Origin of the sequence: Nioella nitratireducens (genome assembly GCF_001879715.1) — a bacterium.
Lineage (GTDB): Bacteria > Pseudomonadota > Alphaproteobacteria > Rhodobacterales > Rhodobacteraceae > Nioella > Nioella nitratireducens.
The window spans coordinates 1-26,499 of record NZ_MNBW01000010.1 but is presented as its reverse complement, the minus strand read 5'-3'; the positions used below and the strand labels follow the sequence as shown (position 1 = coordinate 26,499).

The window sequence follows — 26,499 nt, the reverse complement described above, 5'->3', positions numbered from 1 at the left end:
GGATGTGCGGAGGGGGCTGCGCCGAGCAAGCGTCAAAAAGGAACAAATGTTTGACAATGGGCGGGCCATCGGCAACCTATCCCGACAGTCCGCAAAATGGTGGGGAGGACCAGGTTGGGGAGCCGCGTTCTGCTCGTCGAGGACGAGATCAACATTTTCGAGGCGATCAGCTTCATCCTGTCGCGTGACGGATGGGAGGTCAGCGGCCATGGCAACGGCGCCACGGCGGTGGCCGAGGTTGCCCGGCTGAACCCCGATGTGCTGGTGCTGGACGTGATGCTGCCGGGGCGTTCGGGGCTGGATATCCTGCGCGATCTGCGCGGGCAGGCCGAGACCGCCGACCTGCCGGTCTTGATGCTGACGGCCAAGGGCCAGTCCAAGGACCGCGATCTTGCGCTGGCGCTTGGGGCCAATGCCTATCTGACCAAGCCGTTTTCCAATGCCGAGATGGTCGAGACCCTACGCCGGGTGGCCGAGGGCGGGGCGGCGGCCGGGACATGAACCGGCGGCTGTTTCTCGAACGCCGGACCTATCGGCGCAACCGGTTGCAGGATGCCGCGCGGCTGGCGCCGGTGCTGGGCACATTCCTGTTTTTCGGGCCGGTCTTCATCCTGACCTCGGATACCGGGGTGGGCGGCGGCACGGCGGGCTGGCTGGTCTATTTCTTTTTCGTCTGGCTGGCGCTGGTGGGGCTGGCCGCGGCGCTGTCGGTGCCGCTGGGGCGGGCCTTTCCGAGCGAGGACGGCCAGCGCGGGCCCGGTGACGGGCCGGAGGGCGGCTGATGCTGTCGCTGGACCGGCTGGTCATTTTCTGCCTTGTCTATGTGGCGGGGCTGTTCGCGATTGCCTTTCTGGCGGAAAAGCGCGCCGATCAGGGGCGGGCGGCGTGGCTGAATTCCCCTTTCGTCTACACGCTGTCGCTGTCGATCTACACGACCGCCTGGACCTTTTACGGCGCGGTCGGGTCGGCGGCGCGGTCGGGGCTGGAGTACATGACCATCTACCTGGGGCCGACGCTGGTCTTCGTGGGGTGGTTCTGGCTGTTGCGGAAGATGGTGCGGATCGGGCGGGCGCAGCGGATCACCTCGATCGCCGACATGATTTCCAGCCGCTACGGCAAATCGGGGATGCTGGCGGCGCTGGTAACGGTGCTGGCGGTGATCGGCACGACGCCCTATCTGGCGCTGCAGTTGCAGTCGGTGACGCTGTCGTTCTCGGTCTTTGCCGAGCCGGGGTCTTTCGCGGCCTATGGCACGGACACGACGGCGGTTTATGTCGCGGGGGGGCTGGCGCTGTTCACCATCATCTTCGGCACGCGGTCGCTGGATGTGAACGAACGCCACCCCGGTCTTGTCTCGGCCATCGCGCTGGAGGCCATCGTCAAGCTGACCGCGCTGATTGCCGTGGGCTGTTTCGTGGTCTGGGGCGTGGCAGACGGCCCGGCGGATATTCTGGCGCGGATCGAGGCGAGCCCGATTGCCGACTGGACCTCGAACGGCGCCCGTTGGGTCGGGCTGACGACCTTGTCGGCAGCGGCCATCCTGTGCCTGCCGCGCATGTTTCAGGTGCTGGTGGTGGAAAACGCCGACGAGCGCCACCTTGCGACGGCGGCCTGGGCCTTTCCGCTCTACCTGCTGCTGATGTCGCTCTTCGTGGTGCCGATTGCGGTGGTGGGGTTGCAGGTGATGCCCGAGGGGGCGAACCCGGACCTGTATGTTCTGACCCTGCCGCAGGCATTTCACCGCGACGGGCTGGCCCTGCTGGTGTTCCTTGGGGGGTTTTCCTCGGCCACGTCGATGGTGATCGTGGCGGCGTTGGCGCTGTCGACCATGCTGTCGAACCATATCATCGTGCCGATCTGGCTGAAGGTGACGCAGGGCGAAGACCCGATGTCGGGCGACATGCGGCGCGTGGCGCTGATGGCGCGCAGGCTCAGCATCATCGGGGTGCTGGCGCTTGGGCTGATCTATTATCAATTATCCGGCGGGTCCGAGGCCCTGGCGTCGATCGGGCTGATCGCCTTTCTGGGCGTGGCGCAAGTGCTGCCAGCGTTGTTGGGCGGCATTTTCTGGCGCGGGGCGACGCGGGCCGGGGCGGCATCGGGGATTTCGGTGGGGTTCGTGATCTGGGCGTGGGTGCTGCTGTTGCCCAATGCGGCCACCTCGGACCTGATGGGCGGGGTTCTGGCGCATGGGCCTTTCGGGATCGGCTGGCTGCGGCCCTCGACCCCGCTGGGGCTGCGCGGCGCCGATCCGCTGTTGACCGCGATGGTGTTGTCGCTTGGGGCCAACGCGTTTTTCTTTACGTTGATTTCGCTGATCACCTTTCCGTCGCCGATGGAACGGTTGCAGGGCGCGCAATTCGTCAATGTCTTCGACCATTCCGCCCCGACGCCGGGCTGGCAGGGGGCGGCGGCTGCGGCGGATGATTTGCTGATCATGGCGCAGCGGATTCTGGGCACCGGACGGGCCGGGCGCCTGTTTCAAGAGGCGGCGGCGGCGCAGGGGCGCGCCGCAAGCCTGCCCGACCCGAACCCCGATTTCCTGAAGATGCTGGAACGCGAGCTGGCGGGATCGGTGGGCGCGGCGACGGCCCATGCCATGGTTTACCAGATCACCGGGGGGGCGACGGTATCGGTGCATGATCTGCTGGCAGTGGCCGACGAGACCGCGCAGATGATGGAATATTCCAGCCGGTTGGAACGGCAATCGCTGGAACTGACCCGCACCGCCGCCCGGCTGCGCGAGGCCAACCAGAAGCTGACCGAACTGGCCGACCAGAAGGACACGTTCCTGAGCCAGATCAGCCACGAGTTGCGCACGCCGATGACCTCGATCCGCGCGTTTTCCGAATTGCTGATGCAAGAGGACGCGCTGGATGCGGAAACGCGGCTGCGGTTTTCCAACATCATCCATGACGAGAGCCTGCGTCTGACGCGGCTGCTGGATGATCTGCTGGACCTGTCGGTGCTGGAACATGGGCGCGTCACCCTGAACGAAAGCGATGCGACGCTTTGCGAAGTGCTGGACAAGGCCGAGGCGGCCTCGGGCGTGCTGGAAGCGGGGGGGCGCATCCACATCCTGCGTGACCGTGCCGCCGAGCAGATCGCCCTGCACACCGATGCCGACCGGTTGGTGCAGGTCTTCATCAACCTGATCTCGAACGCGCAGAAATATTGCGATGCCGACCGTCCCGAATTGCGCATTCGCGTGGTGCGCCAGCCGGGGCTGGTGGAGGTGGAATTCGCCGACAACGGCTCTGGCATTCCCGAACGGCAGCGGACGCTGATTTTCGAGAAATTCACCCGGCTGGAGACCGCCCGCGATGCGCAGGGGGCTGGGCTGGGTCTGGCGATCAGCCGCGAGATCATGCAGCGCCTTGGCGGCCGCCTGACCTATAACCATCGCGGCGGCGGCGGCTCGTTCCGGGTGCGGCTGCCGTCGCGGTCGCTGAAGGCAGCTTGACGGTTTCTTAACCTCCTGTGGCTGATAACGGGGGATGCAGGGCGGCCCCCGTCCCGCATGAGCAGGAGAGTCATGTCCAGCAGCGGCTTCAATCCGGGCCTGCGGCGCAAGATCCGCGCCCGCGGCGCGCGCGCGCCCAATGCCCCGCCCCGTCCCAAGGGGGTGGAAACGGCGCTGGCCCGCGCGCTTGGCAAAGCGGGCGCGCCCTATGCCGGCCTTCGGCCACAGGCCACGGGCGAAGCCCCGCAATGGGATGTGCACGTGGCCGACCTGATGGCGGCGATGCCCGAGAACGGGTTGATCGCCCTGTTGGAGGCGGGCGAAGACCGGCGGGCGGTGTGCCTCTTCGACCCCGGTCTGGTCGATGCTCTGGTCGAGGTGCAGACCACGGGCCGCGTCGATGACGGGCCGGGACTGGCCCGCGCGCCGACACGGATCGACGCGGCGCTGGCCAAGGATTTCACAGGGCTTTTCTTGGGCGCGCTGGAGGGCGAGTTGGCCGATCTGACCGGAATCGACTGGCCACAGACCCTGACCTATGGCGCGCCGCTGCTCGATGCCCGCCAGTTGGATTTGCTGTTGCCCGAACGGCCCTATCACCTGCTTCGTGCGACGCTCGACCTTGGTGGCGGGGCCAAGACCGGTTGGGTTCTGTTGGCGGTTCCCGTCACCGGCGCGGCCGATCCGCCCGACGGGCCGCCGCCCGATGACAGCGCATGGCGTGCCGCGTGGCGCGAGGCGGTGCTTTCGGCACCCGCGGCGCTGGAGGCGGTGCTGCAGCGCCGCTGGCTGCCGCTGCACCGGATCGAGGCGCTGTCGGTGGGGGATGTGCTGCCGCTGGATCGGGGCGATCTGGCCGGAGTTGAGCTGTGCGACCTGTCCGGCACCCGGCGGTTCCGCGCCCGGCTGGGGCGGGTCGATGGCCACCGGGCGCTGCGGCTGACCCAAGGGGCGGGCCTGACCCCGCCCGCGCCGCCGCCATCCGCCCCTGCCGCGACGCCGCTGACCCTGTCGAAAGAGGCTGCGCCACCGGCTTGACCTCTGTGCCGGTTGCCCCTTTGATGCGCGCCGAAATGGTAAAGGAGGGGCGACCCAATGAAATTCGTGCGCTACGGTGAAAAAGGCCGGGAAAAACCGGGTGTTCTGGATGCGGATGGCAAGCTGCGCGACCTGTCGGACCAGATCCCGGATCTGTCGGGTGAGGTTTTGGGGCGGCTTGGCACGCTCAGGGCGGATGGTCCGCTGGTCGAGGGCAACCCGCGCCTTGGGCCGCCCGTCGCGGGCACCGGCAAGATGGTCTGCATCGGTCTGAACTATTCCGACCACGCCGCCGAGGCCAAGATGACCCCACCGAAAGAGCCGATGATCTTCATGAAAGCGACATCGGCCATTTGCGGCCCCAATGATCCGATCGAATTGCCGCGCGGCTCGGTCAGCACCGATTGGGAGGTCGAGCTTGGCGTGGTCTTCGGCAAGAGCGCCAAATATCTGGAGCCGGACGAGGTGATGGATCACATCGCGGGCTTTGTTGCCATCAACGACGTGTCCGAGCGCGATTTCCAGATCCACCGCTCTGGCCAGTTCACCAAGGGCAAGAGCTGCGACACCTTCGGTCCGGTCGGCCCGTGGCTGGTGACCGGGGATGAGATCGCCGATCCGCAGGCACTGTCGCTGAGCCTGTCGGTGAATGGCGAGACGATGCAGAATGGCACCACCGCCGACATGGTCTTCGGCATCGTCGAGTCGATCGCCCATCTGAGCCAGTTCATGAGCTTTCAGGCAGGCGACATCCTTGCCACCGGCACGCCGGCGGGCGTCGGCATGGGCATGTCGCCGCAGCGCTTCCTGCGCGCGGGCGATGATGTGGTGCTGGAGGTCGAGGGACTCGGCCAACAGCGTATGCGCGTGGTGCAGGGCTAAGGCCGGACGCGCGGGGGCGTGCGGGGTGCGCCCCCGCGCGCCCCAGCCCTGAATACGCCACAATTCCGGGGCGTTTGGCCGGATGTTGCAGGAATCGCAGGTCCGCAATTGCAGAAATCGCGGGAATGCTCAGATCTCTCCACGATCGTGCCCGATTTCGGGGTCAAACCTGTCGCCAGTAAAAAAGCCGTTTGAAGCTTTTCAGGCAGGAGACAGAGACATGAACCGTATCGCACTTATCCTTGTTGGACTGGCCGCCATGGCCGTATCCGCATGCAGCAGCCTTCCCCCCGTTGACGTGACGCAGAATGTTACCATGCCGTCGCGCCTTGCCATCATGGCACAAGAGGCCGATTGGCGGGTCGAAGAGATCAACGTCGTCGTGCCCGAGAGCTTGACGGTCTCGGAAGCCAACTCGATCAAGCCGCGCGCCGATATCGTCTGGCGTGAAGACCCGCTCGGCGACCGCCGCGCGCAGGTGCAAGCCATCTTTGACGAGGCTTTGGGCGTCGCCCTTGCCCCGATGTCCGAGGGCACGACCCCGATTTCCGTGAACCTGGAAATCACGCGCTTTCACGCCTTGACCGAGCGGACCCGCTATACCATCGGCGGCGAGCACGAGATCGAGTTCATCTTCACGGTGCGCAATGCCGAAACCGGCGAGACGCTGACCGGCCCAATGCCGATCGACATCACGTTCCGCGGTCTTGGAGGCCAACACGCCATCGAGGCAGAGGCGCAGGGCATTTTCCAGCGTGACCGCATCCAGGCCCAGATCATCGGCTGGGCGCGGCAGGAATTCGGCCTCGCAAGCCAGACCACCGACATGGTGTTCTGACAGTTTGCAAGACCGCTGAAACCGGGTAAGGGGGCGTATGACAACGCCTCCTTTTCCCGTTTTGCGCCTGAAACCCAAGGGCGACTCGCGCCGCATCCGCCATGGTCACCCCTGGGCCTGGGCGGATGAGCTTGTTCTTGACCGCCGCTCGCGCGCCATCGCGCCGGGCGCCTTGGCCGTGCTGGAGGACGCCGAGCGAAACCCGCTCGCCATGGGCGTCGCCACGGTCGATGCCAAGATCGCCTTTCGCGTGCTGGACCGCGACCCCGCCGCCCGGATCGACGCCGACTGGCTGCGCGCCCGGCTGGAGGCCGCGCTCGACCTGCGCAGGCGGCTGTTCGATCAGCCGTTCTACCGGCTGGTCCATGCCGAGGGCGACGCGCTGCCCGGCCTGATCGTCGACCGCTTCGGCGATGTATTGGGGGTGCAGCCCAATGCGATCTGGCTGGAAGAACGGCTGGACATGATCGCCGACTTGCTGGCCGACCTGACCGGCGCGACCACCATTCTGAAAAACGGCAGCGGCCGTGCCCGCGCGCAAGAGGGCCTGCCGGAAGAGATGGCCGTGCTGCGCGGCGCGGCCCCCACCGCGCCGATCCCGGTGCAGATGACCGGGGCCACCTATCTGGCCGATGTGATGGGCGGACAGAAGACCGGCCTCTTTTACGACCAACGGCCCAACCACGCCTTTGCCGCCAGCCTTGCCAAGGGCGCGCGGGTGCTGGACGTGTTTTCGCATGTGGGGGGCTTTGCGCTGGCCGGTCTTGCGGGCGGTGCGGCCCATGCCCTGTGCATCGACTCCTCGGCACCCGCGCTGGAGCTTGCCGGGCAGGGCGCTGCGGCCATGGGGGTCGCGGATCGGGTCGACACCCGTCAGGGCGATGCCTTTGCGGTGATGGAGGCGCTGGCCGACGAGGGCGCGCATTTCGATCTGGTGATCGCCGATCCCCCCGCCTTCGCGCCGTCCAAGACCGCGCTGTCACAAGGCCTGCGCGCCTATGAACGTGTGGCGCGCCTTGCCGCGTCGCTGGTGGCGCCGGGGGGCACGCTGATCTTGTGCTCCTGCTCTCATGCCGCAGACCTGGGCAAGTTCCGGCAGTCCTGCCTGCGCGGCATTGGCCGGGCGGGGCGGGATCCGCGCCTGATCCATACCGGGTTTGCCGGTCCCGATCATCCGCAGCATCCGGCCCTGACCGAGACTGGCTATCTCAAGGCGCTGGCATTCCGACTGTTGCCATGATCCTCTGCGTTGACGCCTGCGTGCTGTACCCCACGGTGCTGCGCGAATTGGTGCTGGGGGCGGCGGGCGAGGGGCTGTTCACCCCGATCTGGTCGGACCGGATACTGGAGGAATGGCGCCGCACCGCGATACGCCGCGGCCCCGGTGATGCGGCGGTGGCCGAAGGCGAGATCGCACTGCTCAATGCGCGGTGGCCGGGGGCGCTGGTGCCCGCAGATGCCGCGTTGGAGCAGTGCCTCTGGCTGCCCGATCCCGATGACATTCACGTTCTGGCCACGGCGATTGCGGGGGGGGGCGAGGGGATTGTCACCTTGAACCTGCGCGATTTTCCGGCCGGGGAATTGCGGCCCCACGGCCAACACCTGCACCATCCCGACGCTCTGCTTTATCAATTCTGGCTGGATGGCCCCGACCGGATCGAGGCCGTGGCCAAGCGCGTTCATGCCACGGCAGAGGCGCTGTCGGGCGAGAGTCTGCCGTTGCGCGGGCTGCTGAAACGCGCGCGGCTGCCCCGCCTTGGCAAGGCGCTGTCGTCCCTCGGCTGACAGGGAATGGCCCGCGCGGGCGTGGCGGGGATCAGGTCGCGATCAGCGTGACGCCGGGAACACGGGCGATGGCATCCATGTCGTCCTCGTAGGCCGCGGTCATCTCTTCCAGCATGTCATGCGACCAGCCGGGCGTGTCGAGCTCTTCCTCCAGCGCGTCGTCGAGCGCGTATTTGTCGAGGAAGGCCGCCACCACGCGGCGGCGCAGCACCTCGTTTTCCGGCTGGTTTTCTTCAAGGTAGCGCTGCATCCGGCGGAAACCGGCGGGGTCCATCAACTCCTCGATCAGGTCATCGACCCCGTCGAGGGGGTGCAGCGGCTCGCACCCGGCCATTTCGCGCAGGATCTCGCCCCAGATCAGCGGCGTATCCTCGTTATACCACGTGGTCACCGGGCATTCCGGGGCGGCCTCGCGCAGGCGGGCCAGCATTTCCGACCATGCCAGTGCGTGCGGCTGCATGTCTTCGGTGAATTCTTCGAATTTGCGAAAGGCCGAGCTTTTGAACAAGGCCGGGATCAGCGTGGCCGGGTCGCGCAGGCCGAGCATGAATTCGACCTGATCGCGCGGGAAGAGGTTGCGCAGCGACCGCGCCACGCGGTCGATCATCGGCCAGAATTGCGGGCCGATCACCACCAGCCTGTTGATCGACACCATCTTGGGATCGGAGAAAATCACCCGTTCCGTCCCCTCGGGCACGCGGGCGGTTTCCAGGATCGCGCGGCTCATCTCTTCCGGGGCCGGGGCCCCGTCGAGGGCGCGCAGGGTGTCCTTGATGACATCGCGGTAAAGCCCCGGCGTGGGGACGGCCACGCCATCCTTGCTCAGCGCGTCGCGGTTGCGGATCAGCGACTTGACCAGCCGGTCGTCATCCGTGCATGGCGCGCCGATATGAAACACGACCTGCATCTGACTTGTCCTCTCTGCTGCCCAACAGGGACGACCCTATACGGGCGCGTCGGCAAGAAAAAGGCCTTTGCTGTCAACGCACCGGGTATCCTTGCCAGAACTTGATCGGGCGCAGGGCAAAGGTGGTGTGCATGGCCGAGACATCGGGCAGGGCGGCGAGGCAATCGCGGTGGATGCGGTCATAGTCATCCATGTCACGGGCGGCGACCCGCAGCGTGTAATCGGCCTGACCACTGGTCAGGTGACATTCGAGGATGTCAGGCGAGGCGCGGACTGCCGCCTCGAACCCTTCCAGAACGCTGCGCTCCTGACTGCGCAGGGTGATTTCCACGAAGACGAGGATGTTGAAGCCCAGTTTGCGGCGGCTGAGGCGGGCGGAATAGCCCTTGATGATCCCGGCCCCCTCCAGCGCCTTGATGCGGCGATGACAGGCCGAGGCCGAGAGCCCAAGCTCGGCGGCCAGGTCGGCCACGGGGCGATTTGACTCTCGCTGCAAGGCGCGCAGGATTCGGGTGTCTGTCTGATCCATTTTTTCCTGAAATCTATCTGAATGGCGCAAGAAACTTGCACATGTTCCGCAAATTTCCGGTGAAATATCAAGAAAATTCCATCCATATCCGCATATCATCCCTGAAAGATAAACGCGCAAGGAGGAGGATCCGATGATCGTCGGCTGCCCCAAAGAGATCAAGAATCACGAATACCGGGTCGGTCTGACCCCGGAAAGCGCCGGCGAACTGGTGGCCCATGGCCATAGCGTCCTGATCGAGACCCAGGCCGGCGCCGGTATCGGCGCGATGGATGACGATTACCGCGCTGCGGGCGCGACCGTCGTGGACAGCGCCGAAGAGGTCTTCGCCAAGGCCGACATGATCGTGAAGGTCAAGGAACCGCAGGCGACCGAGCGCAAGATGCTGCGCGAGGGTCAGGTGCTGTATACCTATCTGCACCTTGCGCCGGACCCGGAACAGACCGCAGACCTGATCGCCTCGGGCGCGACCTGTATTGCCTATGAAACCGTGACCGGTGCGGGCGGGGGCCTGCCGCTGCTCAAACCGATGAGCCAGGTCGCGGGCCGCATGTCGGTTCAGGCCGGTGCAACCGCATTGGAAAAATCCCATGGCGGGCGCGGTGTGCTGCTTGGCGGCGTGCCGGGTGTGATGCCGGGCAAGGTTGCCGTGATCGGCGGCGGTGTCGTCGGCTTCAACGCCGCGCAGATGGCCGTGGGCCTTGGTGCCGATGTGACGATCCTCGATCGCAGCCCGGAAGTGCTGGAAAAACTGGGCACCTATTTCGAAGCACGGGCGAAAACCCGGTTCTCGAATCAGGCCAACCTGGCCGAATGCGTGGCCGAGGCCGACCTGGTGATCGGCGCGGTTTTGGTTCCCGGCGCCGCCGCGCCCAAGCTGGTGACGCGTGCGATGCTGCCGACGATGAAACCCGGCGCGGTGATGGTGGACGTGGCCATTGACCAAGGTGGCTGCTTCGAGACCTCTCATGCCACCACTCATGCCGACCCGATCTACACCGTGGACGGGATCGTGCACTACTGCGTGGCCAACATGCCGGGCGGCGTGGCGCGCACATCGACCTATGCGCTGAACAACGTGACCCTGCCGCATGCCCTGCGCATCGCCGATCTGGGCTGGAAGGGGGCGCTGGCCCGCGACCCGCATCTGGCCAACGGGCTGAATGTCTGGAACCACAAGGTGACATACGAGGCCGTGGCCCGCGACCTGGGGCTCGACTTCACGGCAACCGAACAGGCGCTCGCCGCCTGATCCTGCGAATCCTCCCTTGCCGGGCGCTCCAGTCCCGGCAGGACAGGCCCCGGACGGTTTCCCTTCCCGTCCGGGGCCATTTCGTTTCACTGGTGGCATCCGCCCGCCCGCGACACTTTCCAACAGGGTTTCTCGCTGGACCTTGGCGCTGACATGCGGCATTAGACAGGAAAGCGTATCTTGCCGGAGGCACCGCCCATGCTCTCTTTCCTCAATCGTCTCGTGACCTGGTGGAATGGCCAGACCATCGGTACGCAGCTGTTCACCTGGCGCAAAGGCCAGAAGGTCGGCGAGGATGAGCAGGGCAATATCTACTACCAGACTGCCGACGCCAAGCGCCGGTGGGTGATTTTCAACGGCGAAGCCGAGGCGTCGCGCGTGTCGCCCGACTGGCATGGCTGGCTGCACCACACCTATGACGAAACGCCTGCCTCGCGGCCAATGGTTCACAAGCCGTGGGAAAAGGCGCACTTGCCCAACCTGACCGGCACCGCGGGCGCCTACGCCCCGGCAGGCTCGCTGCGACGTGTGCAGCCGGTCGAGCGCAGCGATTACGAGGCGTGGAGCCCCGAATAACCGCATCAATCCTCCGTCTACCCTAAAGGGGAAGCCGATGTCCGAGAATGCCACAGAGGTTCTTGTCGGCGGCGCCGTTCTGGCGGCGGCGGTCGGCTTTTTCTTTTATGCAGGCCAGATCACCGGGTTCAATTCCGGCAACAGCGGCAATTACCCGCTGACCGCGTCCTTCCGGTCTGCTGACGGGATCGGCGTCGGCACCGATGTGCGCCTTGCCGGTGTCCGCGTGGGATCGGTTCTGTCGCTGGACCTGAACCCCGAGACGTTCCGCGCCGATGTGGATTTCTCGGTCAGCGAGGGCATCGAGGTGCCCGATGATACGCAGGCGGTGATCGCCTCCGAAGGGCTGCTGGGGGGCAATTTCCTCGAACTGGTGCCCGGTGGCTCGCCGTTCAACCTTGCCTCCGGAGACGAGGTTTACGAAACCCAGAGCGCGGTCAGCCTGACCACACTGATCCTGCGCGCCGTGGGGGGCGCCACAGGCGGCGGCCAATGAGGCTGGCGTGGATCGCCCTTGCCCTGATGCTGTGCGCCCTGCCACTGGCCGGGGCGGCACAACAGAGCGGCGTTCAACTGACCATTGAAGACGGCCCGTCGGTGGCCGATGTCGGCCCCGTCGCCACCGCCGTCGGTGCAAGGTTGCGGGTTCTGGACAAGACCGTGGGCCGGTCGAACGACCTGACCCTTGCCAATGGCGAGACATCGGTTCTGGGCCGCATTTCAGTGCAATTGCTGGAATGCCGCTACCCCGAGGAAAGCCCCGACACCGATGCCTATGCGCATCTGCGGATCACAGACCTTGACGGGGTGGAACTGTTCAATGGCTGGATGATCGCGTCATCGCCCGCGCTGTCGGCGCTGGAACATCCGCGCTACGATGTCTGGGTTCTGCGGTGCAACACCTCGTCCGGCGGCACCGAGGACGGCTGAGCAAGGAAATCCGCGTCCCAGCTTAGCGCCCGCTCCAGACGTTTGTGATACTCCGCGCGAGGGATCTCGATGGCCCCGAGGGACAGCAGGTGGTCGGTCACGAATTGCGTGTCGAACAGCTGGAAGCCGCCATAGCGCAGCCGGTTGACCAGATAGGCCAGGGCGATCTTCGAGGCATCGGTGCGGCGTGAGAACATGCTTTCCCCGAAAAAGGCCGCGCCAAGCGCCACGCCATAGACGCCGCCCACCAGGTAAGCCCCGTCCCAGACCTCCATCGAATGGGCAAACCCGGCCAGGTGAAGCTGCACGTAGAGGTCGAAAATCTGCGGGTTGATCCAGGTTTCCTCGCGCTCGGCACAGCCGGTGACCGTGGCCGCGAAATCGTGGTTTACCCGGATCTGATAGGGCTGTTGGCGAATGCGCTTGGCCAAACTGCGCGAGATGTGAAGGCCGCCAAGCGGGATGATTCCCCGCATCCGCGGATCGACCCAGAACACCTCGTCGGCTTGGCGCGATTCCGACATCGGGAAAATTCCGGCTGCGTAGGCCCGCAGCAACAAGTCGGGTGTCAGCGCCGGGCGCGCGGGGTGCAGAACGTCATGAGCCATGCAGAGACACTAACAGCAGAGCGGCGGAAACGCTTGTGGTTTCCGCCGCTTACTTGGTGAACAATGTGTTGACTGGCAAGGATCAGCCGAGATTGGTTTCAAGCCATTTTTCCAGCCAGTGGATGTTGTAATCCCCGGTCAGGACCGCCTCTTCATCCAGCAGCGCGTGGAACAGCGGAATGGTGGTGTCGATTCCGTCAATGATCAACTCGCCCAAGGCCCGGCGCAACCGCGACAGGGCTTCTTCCCGATCCCGGCCATGCACGATCAGCTTGCCGATCAGGCTGTCGTAATAAGGCGGGATGGAATAGCCGGTATAAATCGCCGAATCCATCCGTACGCCCAGACCGCCGGGGGCGTGATACTGGGTGATCTTGCCGGGGCAGGGGGTAAAGTTCGGCAGCTTTTCGGCGTTGATCCGCACTTCGATGGAATGGCCCTCGACTTGCAGATCGTCCTGCGTGAAGGACATTGGCAGCCCCTCGGCCACGCGGATCTGTTCGCGCACCAGATCGACGCCGAAAATCCCTTCGGTTACAGGGTGTTCCACCTGAAGGCGGGTGTTCATTTCAATGAAATAAAACTCGCCGTTTTCGAACAGGAACTCGATCGTGCCCGCCCCCTCATAGCCGATGGCGGCAATGGCGTCGGCGCAGGTCTTGCCGATACGGGCGCGTGTTTCCGCGTCGATCGCGGGGCCGGGGGCCTCTTCAAAGACCTTCTGGTGGCGGCGTTGCAGCGAACAATCGCGTTCCCCCAGATGGACCGCGCCGCCCTTTCCGTCGCCGAACACCTGCACCTCGATATGGCGGGGCGCGCCAAGGTATTTCTCCAGATATACCTCGTCATTGCCGAAGGCGGCCTTGGCCTCGGACCGGGCCGAGCGAAAGGCGTTGTCCAGATCGGAGGCGGTCTTGGCCAGCTTCATGCCGCGTCCACCACCGCCTGCGGTGGCCTTGATGATGACGGGATAGCCGATCTCTTCGGCCACCGTGCGGGCGGTTTCCAGATCGGGAACGCCCCCGTCCGAGCCGGGAACACATGGCACGCCGAGGTTTTTCATGGTTTCCTTGGCGGTGATCTTGTCGCCCATGATGCCGATATGCGCAGCCGATGGGCCGATGAACTTGATGCCGTGGTCTTCCACGATCTGCACGAAGCTCTGGTTTTCCGACAGGAAGCCATAGCCGGGGTGGATCGCCTCGGCGCCGGTGATTTCACAGGCCGAGATGATCGCGGGAATCGACAGATAGCTCAGCGTGCCCGAGGGCGGCCCGATGCAGATCGCCTCGTCGGCCATGCGCACATGCATCGCGTCACTGTCGGCGGTCGAGTGCACGGCGACGGTCTGGATGCCCATCTCGCGCGCGGCGCGGATCACGCGAAGCGCGATTTCGCCCCGGTTGGCAATGAGGATCTTGGTGAACATAGGCCCGCCCCTCAGGTGATGATCAGCAGCGGGGTGCCGAATTCGACCGGGTCGCCGTCACCGACGAGGATTCGGGCCACCTTGCCCGAGCGGGGCGCGGGAATCTGGTTCATGGTCTTCATCGCTTCGACGATCAGGACGGTCTGCCCCTCGCTGACCTGGTCGCCGACACTGACGAAGGGGGGCGTGCCCGGCTCGGCTTGCAGGTAGGCGGTGCCCACCATCGGCGAGGTCACGGCGCCGGGGTCGTCTGCCGGATCGGCCGGTGCGGCGGCGGCCGGTGTCGCTGCCGGTGTCGCTGCCGGGGCAGGGGCCGGGGCGGCGGCTGCTGGGGCCGGTGCGGCCAGCGGGGCCGGTGCGGCAACGGGCGCGGCGTAGGTCTGGCGGCTGACACGGACAGTCAGGCTGTCGTTGTCGCTATACTCGCGCATGACCTCCAGTTCGGTCAGATCGTTGTCGTTCAGAAGCTCTGCAAGCGCCTTGATGAAAGCGACATCCCCGTCATGCGTCTTGTTTGCCATCTCTGCCCTCGGATGTTTTGGCGGGGGGTCGGAACCGGCCCCGCACGAATGATCATATCGGGGGGTGTATACGCGTTCCCCTTCGAGGTGAAAAGGCAAACTGGCCCGGAAAACGTGTCAGTCGAGCAGCGCTGGCTCTGTCGGGTGCCCGTTTTGCAGGCAAGGGCGCAGGAAAATGTCGTTTGTGGCTGCGTCTCGGCAGTATTCATTTTTTACCAGTTGATAAAAAAACGACCCTGTGCCAGCCTTTCTGACAGCGAAAACACGCCATTCGATCAGGGAGGCCCCATGACGAACAGCCCGTTTACCCCGGGAATCGCCCCCGGCCGGCTTCGGCCCGAGGACTACGCCGCGAATTTCGACGATCTGCACGCGCCCTTGGATGCGCATGAGGCTCTGGTGGCAGCGGATCGCTGCTATTTTTGCCACGATGCGCCTTGCATGACCGCGTGTCCCACGTCGATCGACATTCCACTTTTCATCCGCCAGATTTCGACCGGCACGCCCGAAGCGGCGGCCAAGACGATTCTGGAACAAAACATCCTTGGCGGCATGTGCGCCCGCGTCTGCCCGACGGAAACGCTCTGCGAAGAGGTTTGCGTGCGCGAAGAGGCTGAAGGCAAACCGGTCGAGATTGGCCGCCTGCAACGCTACGCCACCGATACGCTGATGACGCAGGGCGTGCACCCCTTTGCCCGCGCCGACGCCACCGGCAAGCGGATCGCCGTTGTCGGGGCCGGGCCTGCTGGCCTGTCCTGCGCGCACCGCCTTGCCATGAAGGGCCATGACGTGGATCTGTTCGACGCGCGCCCCAAGGGCGGCGGTCTGAACGAATACGGCATCGCGGCCTATAAAACGGTGAACGGCTTTGCCGGGGCCGAGGTCGACTGGCTGATGCAGATCGGCGGGATCACCCTGCATACCGGCAAGGCGCTTGGGGCGGATCTGTCGCTCGATGCGCTGAAGGCCGGGTATGAAGCGGTTTTCCTTGGTATGGGCCTGGCCGGCGTCAACGCGCTGCGGGCCGAGGGCGAGGACAAGGACGGCGTGTCCGATGCCGTTGATTTCATTGCAACCCTGCGTCAGGCCGGGGATGTCTCCTCGCTTCCGGTCGGGCGCAACGTGGTGGTGATCGGCGGCGGGATGACCGCCGTCGACGCCGCCGTGCAATCCAGGCTGTTGGGGGCGGAAAACGTCACCATCCTGTATCGCCGCAGCCGCGATGACATGCCTGCCAGCCGCTTCGAACAGGATCTGGCCGCGTCGAAGGGCGTGCGTCTTGTCTTCAATGCGCGTCCCGTCCGCGTCACAGGGAACGGGGCAGCGCAGGCGCTGGAGGCGGAATACACCGTGTCCGGGCCGGACGGTCTGAAAGGGACGGGCGAAACCTTCACGATCCCAGCCGATCAGGTGCTCAAGGCCATCGGCCAGACATTGCAGGGCGCGCCGGACGGGGTCAGCATCGAGGGCGGCAAGATCGCTGTCACCGGCGCCGGGCGCACCAGCGTTGCCGGGGTCTGGGCCGGGGGCGATTGTGCCGGCGGCGGCGATGACCTGACCGTGACCGCCGTGGCCGAGGGCCGCGATGCCGCCGAAGACATCCACACCAGCCTGACGGGAGGGTAAGACAATGGCCGATCTCACCACCAATTTCCTGGGCATCAAAAGCCCCAACCCGTTCTGGCTGGCTTCGGCGCCGCCCACGGACAAGGAATACAATGTCCGCCGCGCCTATGACGCGGGCTGGGGCGGCGTCGTGTGGAAAACGCTCGGCTCCGAAGGCCCGCCCGTCGTCAACGTCAACGGCCCGCGCTACGGCGCGATCTACGGCGCCGACCGCCGCTTGCTCGGCCTCAACAATATCGAGCTGATCACCGACCGCCCGCTGGAGGTGAACCTCGAGGAAATGACCCGCGTGAAAAAAGATTACCCCGACCACGCGCTCATCGCTTCGATCATGGTGCCCTGTGACGAGGCGTCTTGGAAAGCCATCCTGCCCCGCGTGGCCGATACCGGCGCCGACGGGATCGAACTGAACTTCGGCTGCCCCCACGGCATGAGCGAGCGCGGCATGGGCGCCGCCGTGGGACAGGTGCCGGAATACATCCAGATGGTCACCGAGTGGTGCAAACAGTATTATGACCGCCCGGTCATCGTGAAGCTCACCCCCAACATCACCGATGTGCGAAAACCTGCCCGCGCAGCCAAGGCAGGCGGGGCCGATGCGGTCAGTCTGATCAACACCATTTCGTCGATCACCAACGTCAATCTCGACACGATGAGCCCCGAGCCGTCCATCGACGGCAAGGGCAGCCATGGCGGGTATTGCGGCCCGGCGGTCAAGCCCATTGCGCTGAACATGGTGGCCGAAATCGCCCGCGATCCCGAAACCTACGGCTTGCCGATCAGCGGCATTGGCGGGGTCACCACCTGGCGCGACGCGGCCGAATTCCTGTCGCTCGGCGCGGGCAATGTGCAGGTTTGCACCGCCGCCATGACCTATGGCTTCAAGGTGGTGCAAGAGATGATCTCGGGCCTGTCCCAGTGGATGGATGAAAAGGGCTATACTTCGGTCGACCAGGTCGTGGGCCGCGCCGTGCCCAACGTGACTGACTGGCAGTATCTGAACCTCAATTACGTCGCCAAGGCCAAGATCGACCAGGATGCCTGCATCAAGTGTGGCCGCTGTTACATTGCCTGCGAAGATACCAGCCATCAGGCGATCTGGATGAAAGAGGGCCGCGTCTTCGAGGTGAACGACGCCGAATGCGTGGCCTGCAACCTCTGCGTCGATGTCTGCCCGGTCGAGGGCTGCATCACCATGGAGCGGATGGAGGCCGGCACGACCGACCCGCGCACGGGCAAGGTGGTCTCGGACGATTACGCCAATTGGACGACGCATCCGAACAACCCCGGCGCGACGGCGGCGGAATAGGGCATCGGGTCCGGCCGGGGGCGCATCGCCCTTGGCCGGGCCGTTACGGTTTGACGGGGCGGGTGTCGGGCAGGCTCAGCCGTGCGACCTGTTCCGCGATCGGGTCAATCGACAGCGGGTGGGTCTCGGCCTCGTAATCCTTGGGGTCTCGCAGGCGCTGCCATTGGCCGCCGACATAGACCTCCAGCTCCGAATACTTGGCCTTGTAGCCCATCTTGTCGCTGCCGGGCACCCAATAGCCGAGATAGACATAAGGTAGCCCCGCCTCGCGGGCGATCTCGATATGATCGAGGATCACGTAACTCCCGAGCGAGCGTCGCTCCAGATCCGGGCGGAAAAAGGAATACACCATGCTCAGCCCGTCATCGAGAACATCGGTCAGGCAGACGGCGATCAGGCTGTTGTCGTCGTCCGGGTCACGATATTCGATCACCCGGCTGCGCACCGGCGTCTCTTCGATCATCGCGGCGAATTCGAACACGTCCATATCGGCCATGCCGCCATCGGCGTGGCGGCTGTCCAGATAGGTGCGGAACAGGGTGTATTGCTCTTCCGTGGCCCACGGGCTGCGCGCCTCTCGGGTCAGGCCCTGATTACGGTTGCGGGCGCGGCGCTGGCTTTTCGATGGGTTGAAATCCGCCACCCGGATACGGGCCGACAGGCAGGCCGAACAGTCCGAGCAGGACGGACGATAAAGCACGTTCTGCGACCGGCGAAAGCCTTGCTTGGAGAGCGAATCATTCAGCTTCTCGGCATGATCGCCTTGCAGGGCAGTGAACAGCTTGCGTTCGCGCTTGCCCTCTAGATATGGGCAAGTCTGGGGGGCAGTCACATAGAACTGTGGCGCGAGTGGAAGACTGTGGCGCATTTTGATGGGTCCGCGTCGGGCTTTTGTTTCCGTCCTGTGACAAAAGCCTGCAACAGGACGCAACGCCGGGCAATACCTTTTGACCCGACGTTGCCCAAGCAGGCAGATCAGCGCGGGCGGTTGATCGCGGCAGTGCCCAGCAAAAGATCGGGCACGCTTTGATGTCGCTGGCCAAGCGCGATCGAGGCGATCGACAGGATTTGCGGCAGGAAGAAGCTGGCGCAGATCAGGTAAAGGCCGGTGTGCACCATCGCCTCGCTGCCGTTCAGCACATGGCCCTCGGCGTTGCGAAGCTGGATATTCATCAACCGCATCCCCAGCGTGGCCGAACCGGTGCCGATGGTCAGGCTGCGATAGAGAAAACTGACCGCGACCCAAAACAGCGGCCACAGCCACCACGCCAGCGTCAGGGTCGCCAGACCGACCACGATCATGGCGGCGAAAATCAGGATGACATCCACCACCCACGCCAGCAGGCGCTTGGCGGGAATGCCATCATAAAAGACGGGTTGGCGGTCGGGGTCGGGCAAAGTGGACGTCATGGCGAGAATCATAAGTGTCATCCGGTGTCAAAGAAAGGGCCGGTTGCGCGGGGGACATCGCGCAACCGGCGGGGCAGGGGCCATGCTTGGGGCGTCAGGCCTCTACGGTTTCGGCATCCACCGCCTCGTCGCGGGCGCGGCGGGCACGGTCATCCATGAACTGGTCGAACTCGGCCTTGTCCTTGGCGTCCCGCAGGCGTTGCAGGAAGGATTCGAACGCGTCCTGTTCCTCTTCCAGACGGCGCAGCGTGTCGGCCTTGTAGCTGTCGAACGCGGTGTTGCCAGAAGTGCGGAAATTGTGGCGTGCGTGGATGCGGTGGCTTTTGCGGCAGCCGGATTTGAACATGCGTTTGCTCCAGATCATGTAGGCAAGAAAGGCGAGGCCAACGGGCCAGAAAAAGATGAAGCCAAGCACCATTGCGGCGATCCAGGCCCCTTTTCCCTTGTCGTCGAGCCACGCTTCGGCCTGGGCGAAATAGCCTTTGGCCGTGGTCTCGGTTGCGGTTGCGGTCATTGTGTCCTCCGTCTCGGATGTGAATGTAAATTCGCTTTACATTACATCAGATGGGGAGGCCGCGCGGCCCTTCAAGAGGGAATGTAAAAAGATTTTACATTTTCCACGACCATCGCCCGCCGCCCCGGCGGATCGCCAACCCGCACCCCGTCCGTCGCGTCGCTCCGACAGGTTGCAACGGCGGCGACGGGCTTGCCCGTCCCCGCGGGCGCTGTCACCTTGGCAAAAGCCCCAAGGAACCCGCGCGCCATGTCCCATCTTCTCCGTTCTCTCGGCCCCGCCGTTGCCGCTACATCCCCGGTCGAGGCCATCCGCGCCGGGCTGGGCGCGCTGATCGGGTTGGGGCTGGCTGGGCTTTTGGTGCTGTCGCCGTCAGTCGATCTGCGGCTTGGCCTCTACCTGATCGCCCCGTTCGGGGCGACGTCCGTGCTGCTCTTCGCCGTGCCCAACAGTCCGCTGGCGCAACCATGGTCCGCCGTGGTCGGCAATTCGGTGGCCGCCGCCGTTGGCGTCGCGGTCTGCCGATTGGTGCCCGACCCGACCTTGCGCATTGCCCTTGCCGTTGGGCTGGCGATCACCGCGACCATCCTTGTGCGCGCCGTTCACCCCCCCGCCGGTGCCGTCGCCATGACCGCCGCGATGAGCCCGCAGGCCGTCCAGCATCTTGGTTTCTGGTTCGTGCTGATGCCGGTGGCGCTTGGCACTATCGTGCTGGTGCTGGTCGCTATCGCCTATGCGCGCGCCACCGGGCGGCACTACCCGTTCCGCCAGTTCGACGATCCCAACACCCATGGCACGGGCGATCCGGCCCCAAGCGAGCGTCTCGGCCTGTCCGAAGGGGAATTGTCCGACATCCTCGACCGCTATCGCCAGTCCTTCAACCTCGGGGTCGAGGATCTGGCCCGCCTGATCGGGGCGGCGGAATTACAGGCCGCGACCCACAGGACCGGGCCGATGACGGTCGCCGATATCATGTCGCGCAGCCTGATCACGGTTGGCCCGCGGGCCGGGCTGGGCGACGTGGCGGCACTGTTTCGCCGGCACAAGTTCACCGCGCTTCCGGTGGTCGACCCCAAGGGGGGCTATCTCGGCGTGATCTTCCAGATCCACCTGATTGCCCGTGCCCAGCAAGATGCCGGGCGCCTGCGCCGGGGTCTGGGGGCCGCGATGGCCCGGCTGGTCGACCGCGGCCGCGAGGCCCCGGCACACGCCGAAGAAATCATGAATGTCTCCGGTCCTCGCGCGCTGCCCGAAACGCCGATTGCCGCGCTTCTGCCGATGATGGCCGATGGCGAGGTTGATGCCGTGCCGGTGCTCGATGGTCCGCGCCTTGTCGGGATCGTGACCCGCACCGACCTGATCGGTGCCCTCGCTCGCGGCAGCCTGCGCGGCGGCTAACCCCTCAGATCTGCACCCAGACCGATCCCGCCTCGGCGCTGTCGGCACAGGCGGTCATGAAGCGCACGCCCTCCAGCCCGGCGGCGCCGTCGGAATATTGCACCAGCCCCTCGGGCAGATCCACCCCGGCACGATGGGCGGCGATGGTGATGCCGATTTCGGAATATAGATTGGCCCATGCATCGGTCAGCGCCTCGCCATGGCCGCGCGGCAGATGCACCAGACGCTCGGCACTCGGGCGCATCCCCGCGCCATGCCCGCGCAGGATCACCTGCGTTGGCGCATCCAGCAGGGAGACATGCAGCCGTTCCGGATCTTCCTGATCCCACGCGATGCCGCCTTTTTCGCCATACACCCGGATGCGCAGCCCGCAGGCATTGCCCGGCGCGGCCTGTGTCACCCAGATATGGGCCGGGGCGTCATTGTCCAGGCGCAGCTTGATAAAGGCCGTGTCCTCCAGCGCCGCAGCCCCGCCGCAGCGGTGGAAATCGGCCCGCAGCGCCGTTGCCCGCAGCCCCGTTGTCACCCTCAGAAGGTGATAGGCATGGGTGCCGATATCGCCGGTGGCCGAGGTCCGCCCGACCACCGCCGGATCCCGCCGCCACGGCGCGTTGGCCGGGTCTTCCGGTGCGGTGCCCCAATCCTGCACATAATCCACCACCACCTGCCGCACCGTGCCGATCACGCCCTCGCGGATCATGGCCTGCGCCTGTCGCGCCATGGCGTGATGGGGATAGGGGTAAGTGACGGCCAGCACGCGACCGGTTTCCTTGGCCAGCGCCACCAGCGCCGCGCCCTCGGCCACGCTGATCGTCATCGGCTTGTCGAGGATCACGTCGATCCCCGCCCGCAAGAAATGGCTGGCGATCCCGGCATGGCTGCTGTTGGGGGTGCAGATCGTGACCGCCTCGATCCCGTCGGCCCGCGCTGCCTCTGCCGCGGCCATGTGTCGATAGTCGGCGTGGGCGCGATCCGGCGCGATGCCCCAATCCGCCGCCGATATCCGCGCCCGTTCGGGGTCGGTCGACAGCGCGCCCGCCGCCACATCCCATTGCCCCGACAGCCAAGCGCCGTTGCGATGCCACGTGCCCACGAGGGCGCCGCGCCCGCCGCCCACGAAGCCAAGCCGCAGGCGGCGGCCAAGCGGCGGCACCCGCAGCCCTTGCGACAGGGAAAAATCCGGGGTCCGGGTCATCTGGCGTCCTCCGCTTTGGTCCGGGCTCAGATAGAGCCTGCTTCGACCATGAAATTGCTCGCCGTGCACATCGCCGCGTCGTCCGAGGCCAGGAACAGCACCATCCGCGCCACGTAGTCCGGGTCGATCAGGTCGGGCAGGCATTGGCGTTTGCGATGGTTTTCCAGCGCCTCGGGCGTCGCCCACAACTCTTTCTGCCGCTCGGTCATGATCCAGCCGGGCACCACCGTGTTGACGCGGATGCGATGCCCCCCCAACTCGCGCGCCATGGTGCGCGTCAGCCCGTGCACGGCGGCCTTGGCGGTGGCATAGGCGGGAAAGCCCGCGCCCGCCTCCCACCACGAGTTGGACCCCATGTTGATGACCGACCCGCCGCCTTTGCGGATCATGCCCGCGGCCACGGTCTGCAAGACGAAGAACATATGGCGAAGGTTGGTCTGCATCCGCTCGTCCCAATACTCCGGCGTCACCTCGCGCCAGTCATGGCGGTCGTCGCGGGCAGCGTTGTTCACCAGCACGTCGAAATCGCCGGTCCGGGCCGCCAGCTCTGCAATCGCGGCGCGGGTGGCCGCGATGTCACGCAGATCGCATAGTGCAAACGCGGCCCCGTGCCGCGCCGCGATGTCCTTGGACAGGGCCTCGTCGCGGTCCAGAAAGCCCACGGTCGCGCCTTGCTCGGCAAAGGCCGCCACCATCCGGGCGCCGATGCCCGACGCCCCCCCGGTGATCAGCACACGCTTGTCCTTGAGGCTGGGGTAAGTCGCAAACTGGCTCATCGGTGTCTCCTTTCAGGTTTCCCCCCGGCCTAGCGCAGCTTGCGTCCGGGCGCCAGATGTTGACAATGCCAACGACAGGACAAGGAGAGTGCAAAACATGACCGACCGCATTGGATTCGTGGGCGTGGGCCTGATGGGCCACGGCATGGCGAAAAACATCCTCGCCGGGGGCTATGCCCTGACCGTGATTGCCCATCGCAACCGCGCGCCCGTCGAGGATCTGACGGCCATGGGCGCGACCGAGGCCGAAACCCTCGCCGATCTCGCCGCCGCCAGCGATGTCGTATTCCTCTGCGCCCCCGGCTCGCCGCAGGTCGAGGCCATTGTCGAGGCCCTGGCCCCCGCGCTGGCCAAGGGCAGCGTGGTGGTGGATTGCTCCACCGCCGATCCGGTCTCGACCGAAGCCCTCGCCAAGCGTCTCGCCGCGCAGGGGGTGGCGCTGGCCGATGCGCCGCTTGGCGGCACCCCGGTGCAGGCCGAGGCAGGTGACCTCTCGACCATGGTCGGCGCCGATGCTGCCACCTTCGCCCGAATCGAGCCGATCCTGAAAACATGGGCGGGCGCCATCGTCCACATTGGCCAGACTGGCGACGGCCACCGCATGAAGCTGATCAACAACTTCCTCTCGCTCGGCTATGGCGCGCTCTATGCCGAGGCGCTGGCGCTCAGCCGCAAAGTCGGGATCTCGATCGAGACCTTCGACAGCGTGATCCGGGGCGGCCGCATGGACAACGGCTTTTACCGCACCTTCATGGGCTACGCGCTGGAAGGCAACCGCGAAAGCCACAAGTTCACCCTGACCAATGCCCACAAGGATATGCGCTACCTCGAAAGCATGGCCGACGCGGCGGGGCTGTCCAATCCCATCGGCAACGCGGTCAAGAACAGCTACGCGCTCGCCTGCGCCACCGGCGGCAACGGGGCCGAGGATTACGTGCCGCATCTGGTCGACTACATCGCCGACGCGAACGGGCTGCCGGAGCAGGCTGAAACCTAGGCTGCCCCACATGACGAACGATCCCCGCCCAGCCCCTTTTGCCACCCTGCGCCCTGCGTGAAACAGCGGCGGCAGGCCGCCGCGCATCGCCGGGCCGCGAAACAGCTTGCAGGACGCAGCGTGGCCAAGACCGCCACCAAGGATCGCCAGACCCCGGCCGGGGGCTTGATCCCGATCATCGAGCATCCCCCAACCCGCCTTTACCCTCAAAGAGGTCATGCGGCGGAAGGGGGAAAGATGAGAATTGGGACAAGCCATACCCCACGCCAGAAACGCGTTGGCTGGATCGGACTTGCCACCGTCCTTCTGGTCTTGTCCACCTCGCCAAGCGCCCGCGCGCAACCTGCCGCCTGTCGGCCCGAGTTGGTTCGGAACGGCGTGTGCGAGGAAAATATCTTCGGCAGCGGGCTCTGCCCGAGGGGATCGGACTGGGTTGATTGCAGCGCCGGGGATAGCTGTGAAACCGCCGCCAACGATGTCTGTGACGAAGTTTATATCGGCAACGGCACCTGTGCGGCCGGCACCGATGGGTATGATTGCTATTTCGGTCTGAATGCCTGTCGGCTTGCCCGTGACGGCGTGTGCAATGAACCCGTCATCGGCACCGGAAATTGTTATGCAGGCTCGGATACAGCAGATTGCGCCACCGCCCGCTCCGACAATAGCTGCGCGTCCGCATCAAATGGTATCTGTGACGATCCCGGTGGCACCGGCCTGTGTCCGGCAGGGACGGATCTGGTCGATTGTCAGGCTGCGGGGCCCCCTGCGGCGTGCCCGACGGCCCGCGACGGTATTTGCGACGCCCCGACCTTTGGCACCGGCCAATGCGAGGCAGGCAGCGATGCCGAAGACTGTCGAGAGGTGATGGCGCGAAACAGCTGCGATCGCGCTGCGGATCGGATCTGTGACGATCCGGTCATCCTCGGGGGAACAGGCTTTTGTCCCGCCGGAACCGATGATCTGGATTGCAATGCCTGTCCAACGGCGCGCAATGGTGTCTGCGACGAAGACGTCATCGGAACCGGGCTCTGTCCCCTTGGCACAGACGTTGCGGATTGCGCGGCAACACGGCGCGCAAACACTTGCGAATACGCGTTCACCGGGATGTGTGATGAACCGGGGATCGGGACAGGGCTTTGCGAGACCGGGACAGATACCGCAGATTGCAGTCTCCCGGTCGGCGGGCCGGACTCCTGTTCATTCGCGCTCAACGATCAATGCGATGAACCACGGATCGGGTCGGGCCTCTGCCGTCCGGGCACCGACCAGACCGATTGCACAGAAGAGATGCTGAACAGCTGCGACAGCGCCTTTGATGGCGAGTGCGATTATCCCGGCATTGGCAATGGTGCCTGCGCGCCGGGGACGGATACCTTCGATTGCGAGCCGAACATCCAGCGAAATTCCTGTGCCCTCGCCGATAACGGGCGGTGCAATGAGCCGGACCTCGGCGACGGCGGGTGCGCCTTCGGGACGGATTCGCGCGATTGCCGGGCGCGCCGTGTCGATCTGTGGGAAGAGGCGTGCCCTTGGTCAAACAATGGCCGCTGCGATGAACCGGGCGGCAGCGGCGGCGGCCGGTGCCCGGCCGGGACCGATCTGACCGATTGCTGGAACGAAGGGGTTGGCCTGTCGCGCTTTGGCGGCGCAAACCAGTGCCTGTTCTCCTTCGACCTTGCCTGCGACGCCCCCGGTTCCGGGGGCGGGCGCTGCGCCGCTGGCACCGACGCGTTCGATTGCGACACGCCCGGTGCAACAACGGGCGGGGTCAATGCCTGTCCGACTGCGCGGGATGGGGTGTGCGACGAACCGATCCTCGGCACCGGCATGTGCGACCTGCTGACAGATACCGCCGATTGCGCGCCTGTCCGCGCGTCCAATACTTGCGACACGGCCTTTGACCGTCAGTGCGACGAACTCAGGATTGGCCGTTTCCTGTGCCCCGAAAGTGGCATAACCGCCTCTGGCCAGCACTGCGAAGAGCTGGTCACCCTCGAGGACATCTGCGCACCCTTCAGCGACAGTGCCGATTGTGATCCGCATCGCGGCACGCCCGGTCGCGCCGATGCGCTGAACAACAGTTGCGACCTGTCCTTCGACGGCATCTGCGACGAGCCATCCGGGGGAACCGGCCTCTGTTTCGAATTCACCGATGCCATGGATTGCGCCAGTGCAAACGGGGCCACGCCCGGCTCTGGTGACCGCAAGCCCTGAACCGCTCCAGACCCCGAAAGCGGCCAAACCGGTGCACGGGGGGTGTACCGGGGGTGTACGCGGGGTGCACGGGGGGGCGACGGGGGGTTTTGGGGGATCGAAGGGAAATTCCCCCGCGCCGTGGGACCATGGCGCGGGGGGCTTGGCGGCTCGGGCGGGGTCCAGGAAAGCCCGTGCGGCCAATGGGGGACAGCGGGGTCTCGCGCCGGTCCGGAGCGCGGGGGTGGCGCGAGAAAGCCGAGTGGGACCAGGGGGTTGGCGCTTACCAGCCGTATTGGATCAGCATACCCGTCTGGCAGCCA

At 65.5% G+C, this 26,499-nt stretch carries 27 protein-coding genes; 17 read left to right on the top strand and 10 right to left on the bottom strand.

The annotated features are described in order from the left end of the window. The first annotated feature begins 114 nt into the window (after window positions 1–114). The 8 genes from BKY27_RS11490 (at window position 115) to BKY27_RS11455 (ending at window position 8,006) form a co-directional block, all read left to right on the top strand. Window positions 115–501: a response regulator transcription factor gene (locus BKY27_RS11490; protein ID WP_071674632.1), complete on the top strand. Its 387-nt coding sequence runs from the start codon at window positions 115–117 to the stop codon at window positions 499–501. After that, on the top strand, window positions 498–782 hold the full coding sequence (locus BKY27_RS11485) for a hypothetical protein (protein WP_071674631.1): 285 nt from the start codon (window positions 498–500) through the stop codon (window positions 780–782). Before BKY27_RS11490 ends, BKY27_RS11485 begins: the two co-directional genes overlap by 4 nt. Next, complete coding sequence (locus BKY27_RS11480) at window positions 782–3,463, top strand: ATP-binding protein (RefSeq protein WP_071674630.1); 2,682 nt, start codon at window positions 782–784, stop codon at window positions 3,461–3,463. Before BKY27_RS11485 ends, BKY27_RS11480 begins: the two co-directional genes overlap by 1 nt. A 72-nt stretch (window positions 3,464–3,535) precedes the next feature. Then, window positions 3,536–4,501: a FliM/FliN family flagellar motor switch protein gene (locus tag BKY27_RS11475; RefSeq protein WP_071674629.1), complete on the top strand. Its 966-nt coding sequence runs from the start codon at window positions 3,536–3,538 to the stop codon at window positions 4,499–4,501. A 57-nt stretch (window positions 4,502–4,558) separates the two neighbouring features. Then, window positions 4,559–5,383, top strand: a complete 825-nt coding sequence (locus tag BKY27_RS11470; protein ID WP_071674628.1) for a fumarylacetoacetate hydrolase family protein — start codon at window positions 4,559–4,561, stop codon at window positions 5,381–5,383. Between the two features lie 220 nt (window positions 5,384–5,603). Next, window positions 5,604–6,221: a DUF6778 family protein gene (locus BKY27_RS11465; RefSeq protein ID WP_071674627.1), complete on the top strand. Its 618-nt coding sequence runs from the start codon at window positions 5,604–5,606 to the stop codon at window positions 6,219–6,221. Window positions 6,222–6,258: 37 nt separating this feature from the next. Further along, window positions 6,259–7,461: an RSP_2647 family RNA methyltransferase gene (locus BKY27_RS11460; RefSeq protein WP_071674626.1), complete on the top strand. Its 1,203-nt coding sequence runs from the start codon at window positions 6,259–6,261 to the stop codon at window positions 7,459–7,461. Beyond that, the gene (locus BKY27_RS11455; protein WP_071674625.1) at window positions 7,458–8,006 is read left to right on the top strand and encodes an RSP_2648 family PIN domain-containing protein; all 549 of its coding nucleotides are present in this window, start codon (window positions 7,458–7,460) and stop codon (window positions 8,004–8,006) included. The genes BKY27_RS11460 and BKY27_RS11455 overlap by 4 nt, the downstream gene beginning before the upstream one ends. 31 nt (window positions 8,007–8,037) lie before the next feature. Here the strand turns inward: BKY27_RS11455 and BKY27_RS11450 are convergent, their stop codons facing one another. Together BKY27_RS11450 and BKY27_RS11445 are read right to left on the bottom strand one after the other, a co-directional pair. Further along, a complete protein-coding gene (locus BKY27_RS11450) occupies window positions 8,038–8,913 on the bottom strand; it encodes a hypothetical protein (protein ID WP_071674624.1) in 876 nt (291 codons plus the stop codon). A gap of 73 nt (window positions 8,914–8,986) precedes the next feature. Then, entirely contained in the window at window positions 8,987–9,442 is a 456-nt protein-coding gene (locus BKY27_RS11445) for an Lrp/AsnC family transcriptional regulator (protein WP_071674623.1), read from the bottom strand. A 133-nt stretch (window positions 9,443–9,575) separates the two neighbouring features. On the opposite strand from BKY27_RS11445, the gene ald reads away from it, so the two are divergent. From ald to BKY27_RS11425, 4 genes are all read left to right on the top strand, one after another. Continuing rightward, window positions 9,576–10,694, top strand: coding sequence for an alanine dehydrogenase (gene ald / locus BKY27_RS11440; RefSeq protein ID WP_071674622.1), 1,119 nt, complete (start codon window positions 9,576–9,578; stop codon window positions 10,692–10,694). 198 nt (window positions 10,695–10,892) lie between these two features. Then, the gene (locus BKY27_RS11435) at window positions 10,893–11,270 is read left to right on the top strand and encodes an NADH:ubiquinone oxidoreductase subunit NDUFA12 (protein ID WP_071674621.1); all 378 of its coding nucleotides are present in this window, start codon (window positions 10,893–10,895) and stop codon (window positions 11,268–11,270) included. A gap of 37 nt (window positions 11,271–11,307) precedes the next feature. Then, window positions 11,308–11,766, top strand: a complete 459-nt coding sequence (gene mlaD / locus BKY27_RS11430) for an outer membrane lipid asymmetry maintenance protein MlaD (RefSeq protein ID WP_071674620.1) — start codon at window positions 11,308–11,310, stop codon at window positions 11,764–11,766. After that, the gene (locus BKY27_RS11425; RefSeq protein ID WP_071674619.1) at window positions 11,763–12,200 is read left to right on the top strand and encodes a DUF2155 domain-containing protein; all 438 of its coding nucleotides are present in this window, start codon (window positions 11,763–11,765) and stop codon (window positions 12,198–12,200) included. Before mlaD ends, BKY27_RS11425 begins: the two co-directional genes overlap by 4 nt. Here the strand turns inward: BKY27_RS11425 and aat are convergent. From aat to accB, 3 genes are all read right to left on the bottom strand, one after another. Beyond that, the gene (gene aat, locus BKY27_RS11420; protein ID WP_071674618.1) at window positions 12,143–12,808 is read right to left on the bottom strand and encodes a leucyl/phenylalanyl-tRNA--protein transferase; all 666 of its coding nucleotides are present in this window, start codon (window positions 12,806–12,808) and stop codon (window positions 12,143–12,145) included. The genes BKY27_RS11425 and aat overlap by 58 nt on opposite strands. A gap of 82 nt (window positions 12,809–12,890) precedes the next feature. After that, the gene (gene accC, locus BKY27_RS11415; protein WP_071674617.1) at window positions 12,891–14,237 is read right to left on the bottom strand and encodes an acetyl-CoA carboxylase biotin carboxylase subunit; all 1,347 of its coding nucleotides are present in this window, start codon (window positions 14,235–14,237) and stop codon (window positions 12,891–12,893) included. Window positions 14,238–14,248: 11 nt separating this feature from the next. After that, entirely contained in the window at window positions 14,249–14,758 is a 510-nt protein-coding gene (accB, locus tag BKY27_RS11410; RefSeq protein WP_071674616.1) for an acetyl-CoA carboxylase biotin carboxyl carrier protein, read from the bottom strand. A 288-nt stretch (window positions 14,759–15,046) separates the two neighbouring features. Here accB and BKY27_RS11405 point away from each other — a divergent pair, with 288 nt between their 5' ends. Both BKY27_RS11405 and preA read left to right on the top strand, forming a co-directional pair. Further along, a complete protein-coding gene (locus tag BKY27_RS11405; RefSeq protein ID WP_071674615.1) occupies window positions 15,047–16,384 on the top strand; it encodes an NAD(P)-dependent oxidoreductase in 1,338 nt (445 codons plus the stop codon). A gap of 4 nt (window positions 16,385–16,388) precedes the next feature. Next, window positions 16,389–17,693: an NAD-dependent dihydropyrimidine dehydrogenase subunit PreA gene (gene preA, locus BKY27_RS11400; RefSeq protein ID WP_071674614.1), complete on the top strand. Its 1,305-nt coding sequence runs from the start codon at window positions 16,389–16,391 to the stop codon at window positions 17,691–17,693. Window positions 17,694–17,736: 43 nt separating this feature from the next. On the opposite strand, the gene BKY27_RS11395 is transcribed toward preA, so the two are convergent. The 3 genes from BKY27_RS11395 to BKY27_RS11385 all read right to left on the bottom strand — a co-directional run bounded on the left by BKY27_RS11395 (window position 17,737) and on the right by BKY27_RS11385 (window position 19,617). Next, window positions 17,737–18,561, bottom strand: coding sequence for an arginyltransferase (locus BKY27_RS11395; RefSeq protein ID WP_071674613.1), 825 nt, complete (start codon window positions 18,559–18,561; stop codon window positions 17,737–17,739). 107 nt (window positions 18,562–18,668) lie between these two features. Then, window positions 18,669–19,124 (bottom strand): RDD family protein, encoded by a 456-nt coding sequence (locus BKY27_RS11390; RefSeq protein WP_084667950.1) that lies wholly within the window; start codon window positions 19,122–19,124, stop codon window positions 18,669–18,671. Between the two features lie 73 nt (window positions 19,125–19,197). Continuing rightward, entirely contained in the window at window positions 19,198–19,617 is a 420-nt protein-coding gene (locus BKY27_RS11385) for a DUF2852 domain-containing protein (protein ID WP_071674612.1), read from the bottom strand. Between the two features lie 249 nt (window positions 19,618–19,866). On the opposite strand from BKY27_RS11385, the gene BKY27_RS11375 reads away from it, so the two are divergent. After that, window positions 19,867–21,015, top strand: a complete 1,149-nt coding sequence (locus tag BKY27_RS11375) for an HPP family protein (RefSeq protein WP_071674610.1) — start codon at window positions 19,867–19,869, stop codon at window positions 21,013–21,015. 4 nt (window positions 21,016–21,019) lie between these two features. On the opposite strand, the gene BKY27_RS11370 is transcribed toward BKY27_RS11375, so the two are convergent. Then, window positions 21,020–22,210, bottom strand: a complete 1,191-nt coding sequence (locus BKY27_RS11370) for a Gfo/Idh/MocA family protein (protein WP_071674609.1) — start codon at window positions 22,208–22,210, stop codon at window positions 21,020–21,022. Between the two features lie 26 nt (window positions 22,211–22,236). Continuing rightward, window positions 22,237–22,986 (bottom strand): SDR family NAD(P)-dependent oxidoreductase, encoded by a 750-nt coding sequence (locus BKY27_RS11365; RefSeq protein ID WP_071674608.1) that lies wholly within the window; start codon window positions 22,984–22,986, stop codon window positions 22,237–22,239. Here BKY27_RS11365 and BKY27_RS11360 point away from each other — a divergent pair. Both BKY27_RS11360 and BKY27_RS11355 read left to right on the top strand, forming a co-directional pair. Then, window positions 22,985–23,983 (top strand): NAD(P)-dependent oxidoreductase, encoded by a 999-nt coding sequence (locus tag BKY27_RS11360; RefSeq protein WP_324610000.1) that lies wholly within the window; start codon window positions 22,985–22,987, stop codon window positions 23,981–23,983. The two genes, BKY27_RS11365 and BKY27_RS11360, sit on opposite strands and share 2 nt — an antisense overlap. Before the next feature lie 237 nt (window positions 23,984–24,220). Beyond that, on the top strand, window positions 24,221–26,197 hold the full coding sequence (locus BKY27_RS11355; protein WP_146636230.1) for a hypothetical protein: 1,977 nt from the start codon (window positions 24,221–24,223) through the stop codon (window positions 26,195–26,197). Window positions 26,198–26,499: the final 302 nt, after the last annotated feature.

Coding starts and splice junctions, on each gene's coding strand:
- BKY27_RS11485 (WP_071674631.1), top strand. CDS start 498: ATGAACCGGCGGCTGTTTCTCGAACGCCGGACCTATCGGCGCAACCGG.
- BKY27_RS11480 (WP_071674630.1), top strand. CDS start 782: ATGCTGTCGCTGGACCGGCTGGTCATTTTCTGCCTTGTCTATGTGGCG.
- BKY27_RS11475 (WP_071674629.1), top strand. CDS start 3,536: ATGTCCAGCAGCGGCTTCAATCCGGGCCTGCGGCGCAAGATCCGCGCC.
- BKY27_RS11470 (WP_071674628.1), top strand. CDS start 4,559: ATGAAATTCGTGCGCTACGGTGAAAAAGGCCGGGAAAAACCGGGTGTT.
- BKY27_RS11465 (WP_071674627.1), top strand. CDS start 5,604: ATGAACCGTATCGCACTTATCCTTGTTGGACTGGCCGCCATGGCCGTA.
- BKY27_RS11460 (WP_071674626.1), top strand. CDS start 6,259: ATGACAACGCCTCCTTTTCCCGTTTTGCGCCTGAAACCCAAGGGCGAC.
- BKY27_RS11455 (WP_071674625.1), top strand. CDS start 7,458: ATGATCCTCTGCGTTGACGCCTGCGTGCTGTACCCCACGGTGCTGCGC.
- BKY27_RS11450 (WP_071674624.1), bottom strand. CDS start 8,913: ATGCAGGTCGTGTTTCATATCGGCGCGCCATGCACGGATGACGACCGG.
- BKY27_RS11445 (WP_071674623.1), bottom strand. CDS start 9,442: ATGGATCAGACAGACACCCGAATCCTGCGCGCCTTGCAGCGAGAGTCA.
- ald (WP_071674622.1), top strand. CDS start 9,576: ATGATCGTCGGCTGCCCCAAAGAGATCAAGAATCACGAATACCGGGTC.
- BKY27_RS11435 (WP_071674621.1), top strand. CDS start 10,893: ATGCTCTCTTTCCTCAATCGTCTCGTGACCTGGTGGAATGGCCAGACC.
- mlaD (WP_071674620.1), top strand. CDS start 11,308: ATGTCCGAGAATGCCACAGAGGTTCTTGTCGGCGGCGCCGTTCTGGCG.
- BKY27_RS11425 (WP_071674619.1), top strand. CDS start 11,763: ATGAGGCTGGCGTGGATCGCCCTTGCCCTGATGCTGTGCGCCCTGCCA.
- aat (WP_071674618.1), bottom strand. CDS start 12,808: ATGGCTCATGACGTTCTGCACCCCGCGCGCCCGGCGCTGACACCCGAC.
- accC (WP_071674617.1), bottom strand. CDS start 14,237: ATGTTCACCAAGATCCTCATTGCCAACCGGGGCGAAATCGCGCTTCGC.
- accB (WP_071674616.1), bottom strand. CDS start 14,758: ATGGCAAACAAGACGCATGACGGGGATGTCGCTTTCATCAAGGCGCTT.
- BKY27_RS11405 (WP_071674615.1), top strand. CDS start 15,047: ATGACGAACAGCCCGTTTACCCCGGGAATCGCCCCCGGCCGGCTTCGG.
- preA (WP_071674614.1), top strand. CDS start 16,389: ATGGCCGATCTCACCACCAATTTCCTGGGCATCAAAAGCCCCAACCCG.
- BKY27_RS11395 (WP_071674613.1), bottom strand. CDS start 18,561: ATGCGCCACAGTCTTCCACTCGCGCCACAGTTCTATGTGACTGCCCCC.
- BKY27_RS11390 (WP_084667950.1), bottom strand. CDS start 19,124: ATGACACTTATGATTCTCGCCATGACGTCCACTTTGCCCGACCCCGAC.
- BKY27_RS11385 (WP_071674612.1), bottom strand. CDS start 19,617: ATGACCGCAACCGCAACCGAGACCACGGCCAAAGGCTATTTCGCCCAG.
- BKY27_RS11375 (WP_071674610.1), top strand. CDS start 19,867: ATGTCCCATCTTCTCCGTTCTCTCGGCCCCGCCGTTGCCGCTACATCC.
- BKY27_RS11370 (WP_071674609.1), bottom strand. CDS start 22,210: ATGACCCGGACCCCGGATTTTTCCCTGTCGCAAGGGCTGCGGGTGCCG.
- BKY27_RS11365 (WP_071674608.1), bottom strand. CDS start 22,986: ATGAGCCAGTTTGCGACTTACCCCAGCCTCAAGGACAAGCGTGTGCTG.
- BKY27_RS11355 (WP_146636230.1), top strand. CDS start 24,221: ATGAGAATTGGGACAAGCCATACCCCACGCCAGAAACGCGTTGGCTGG.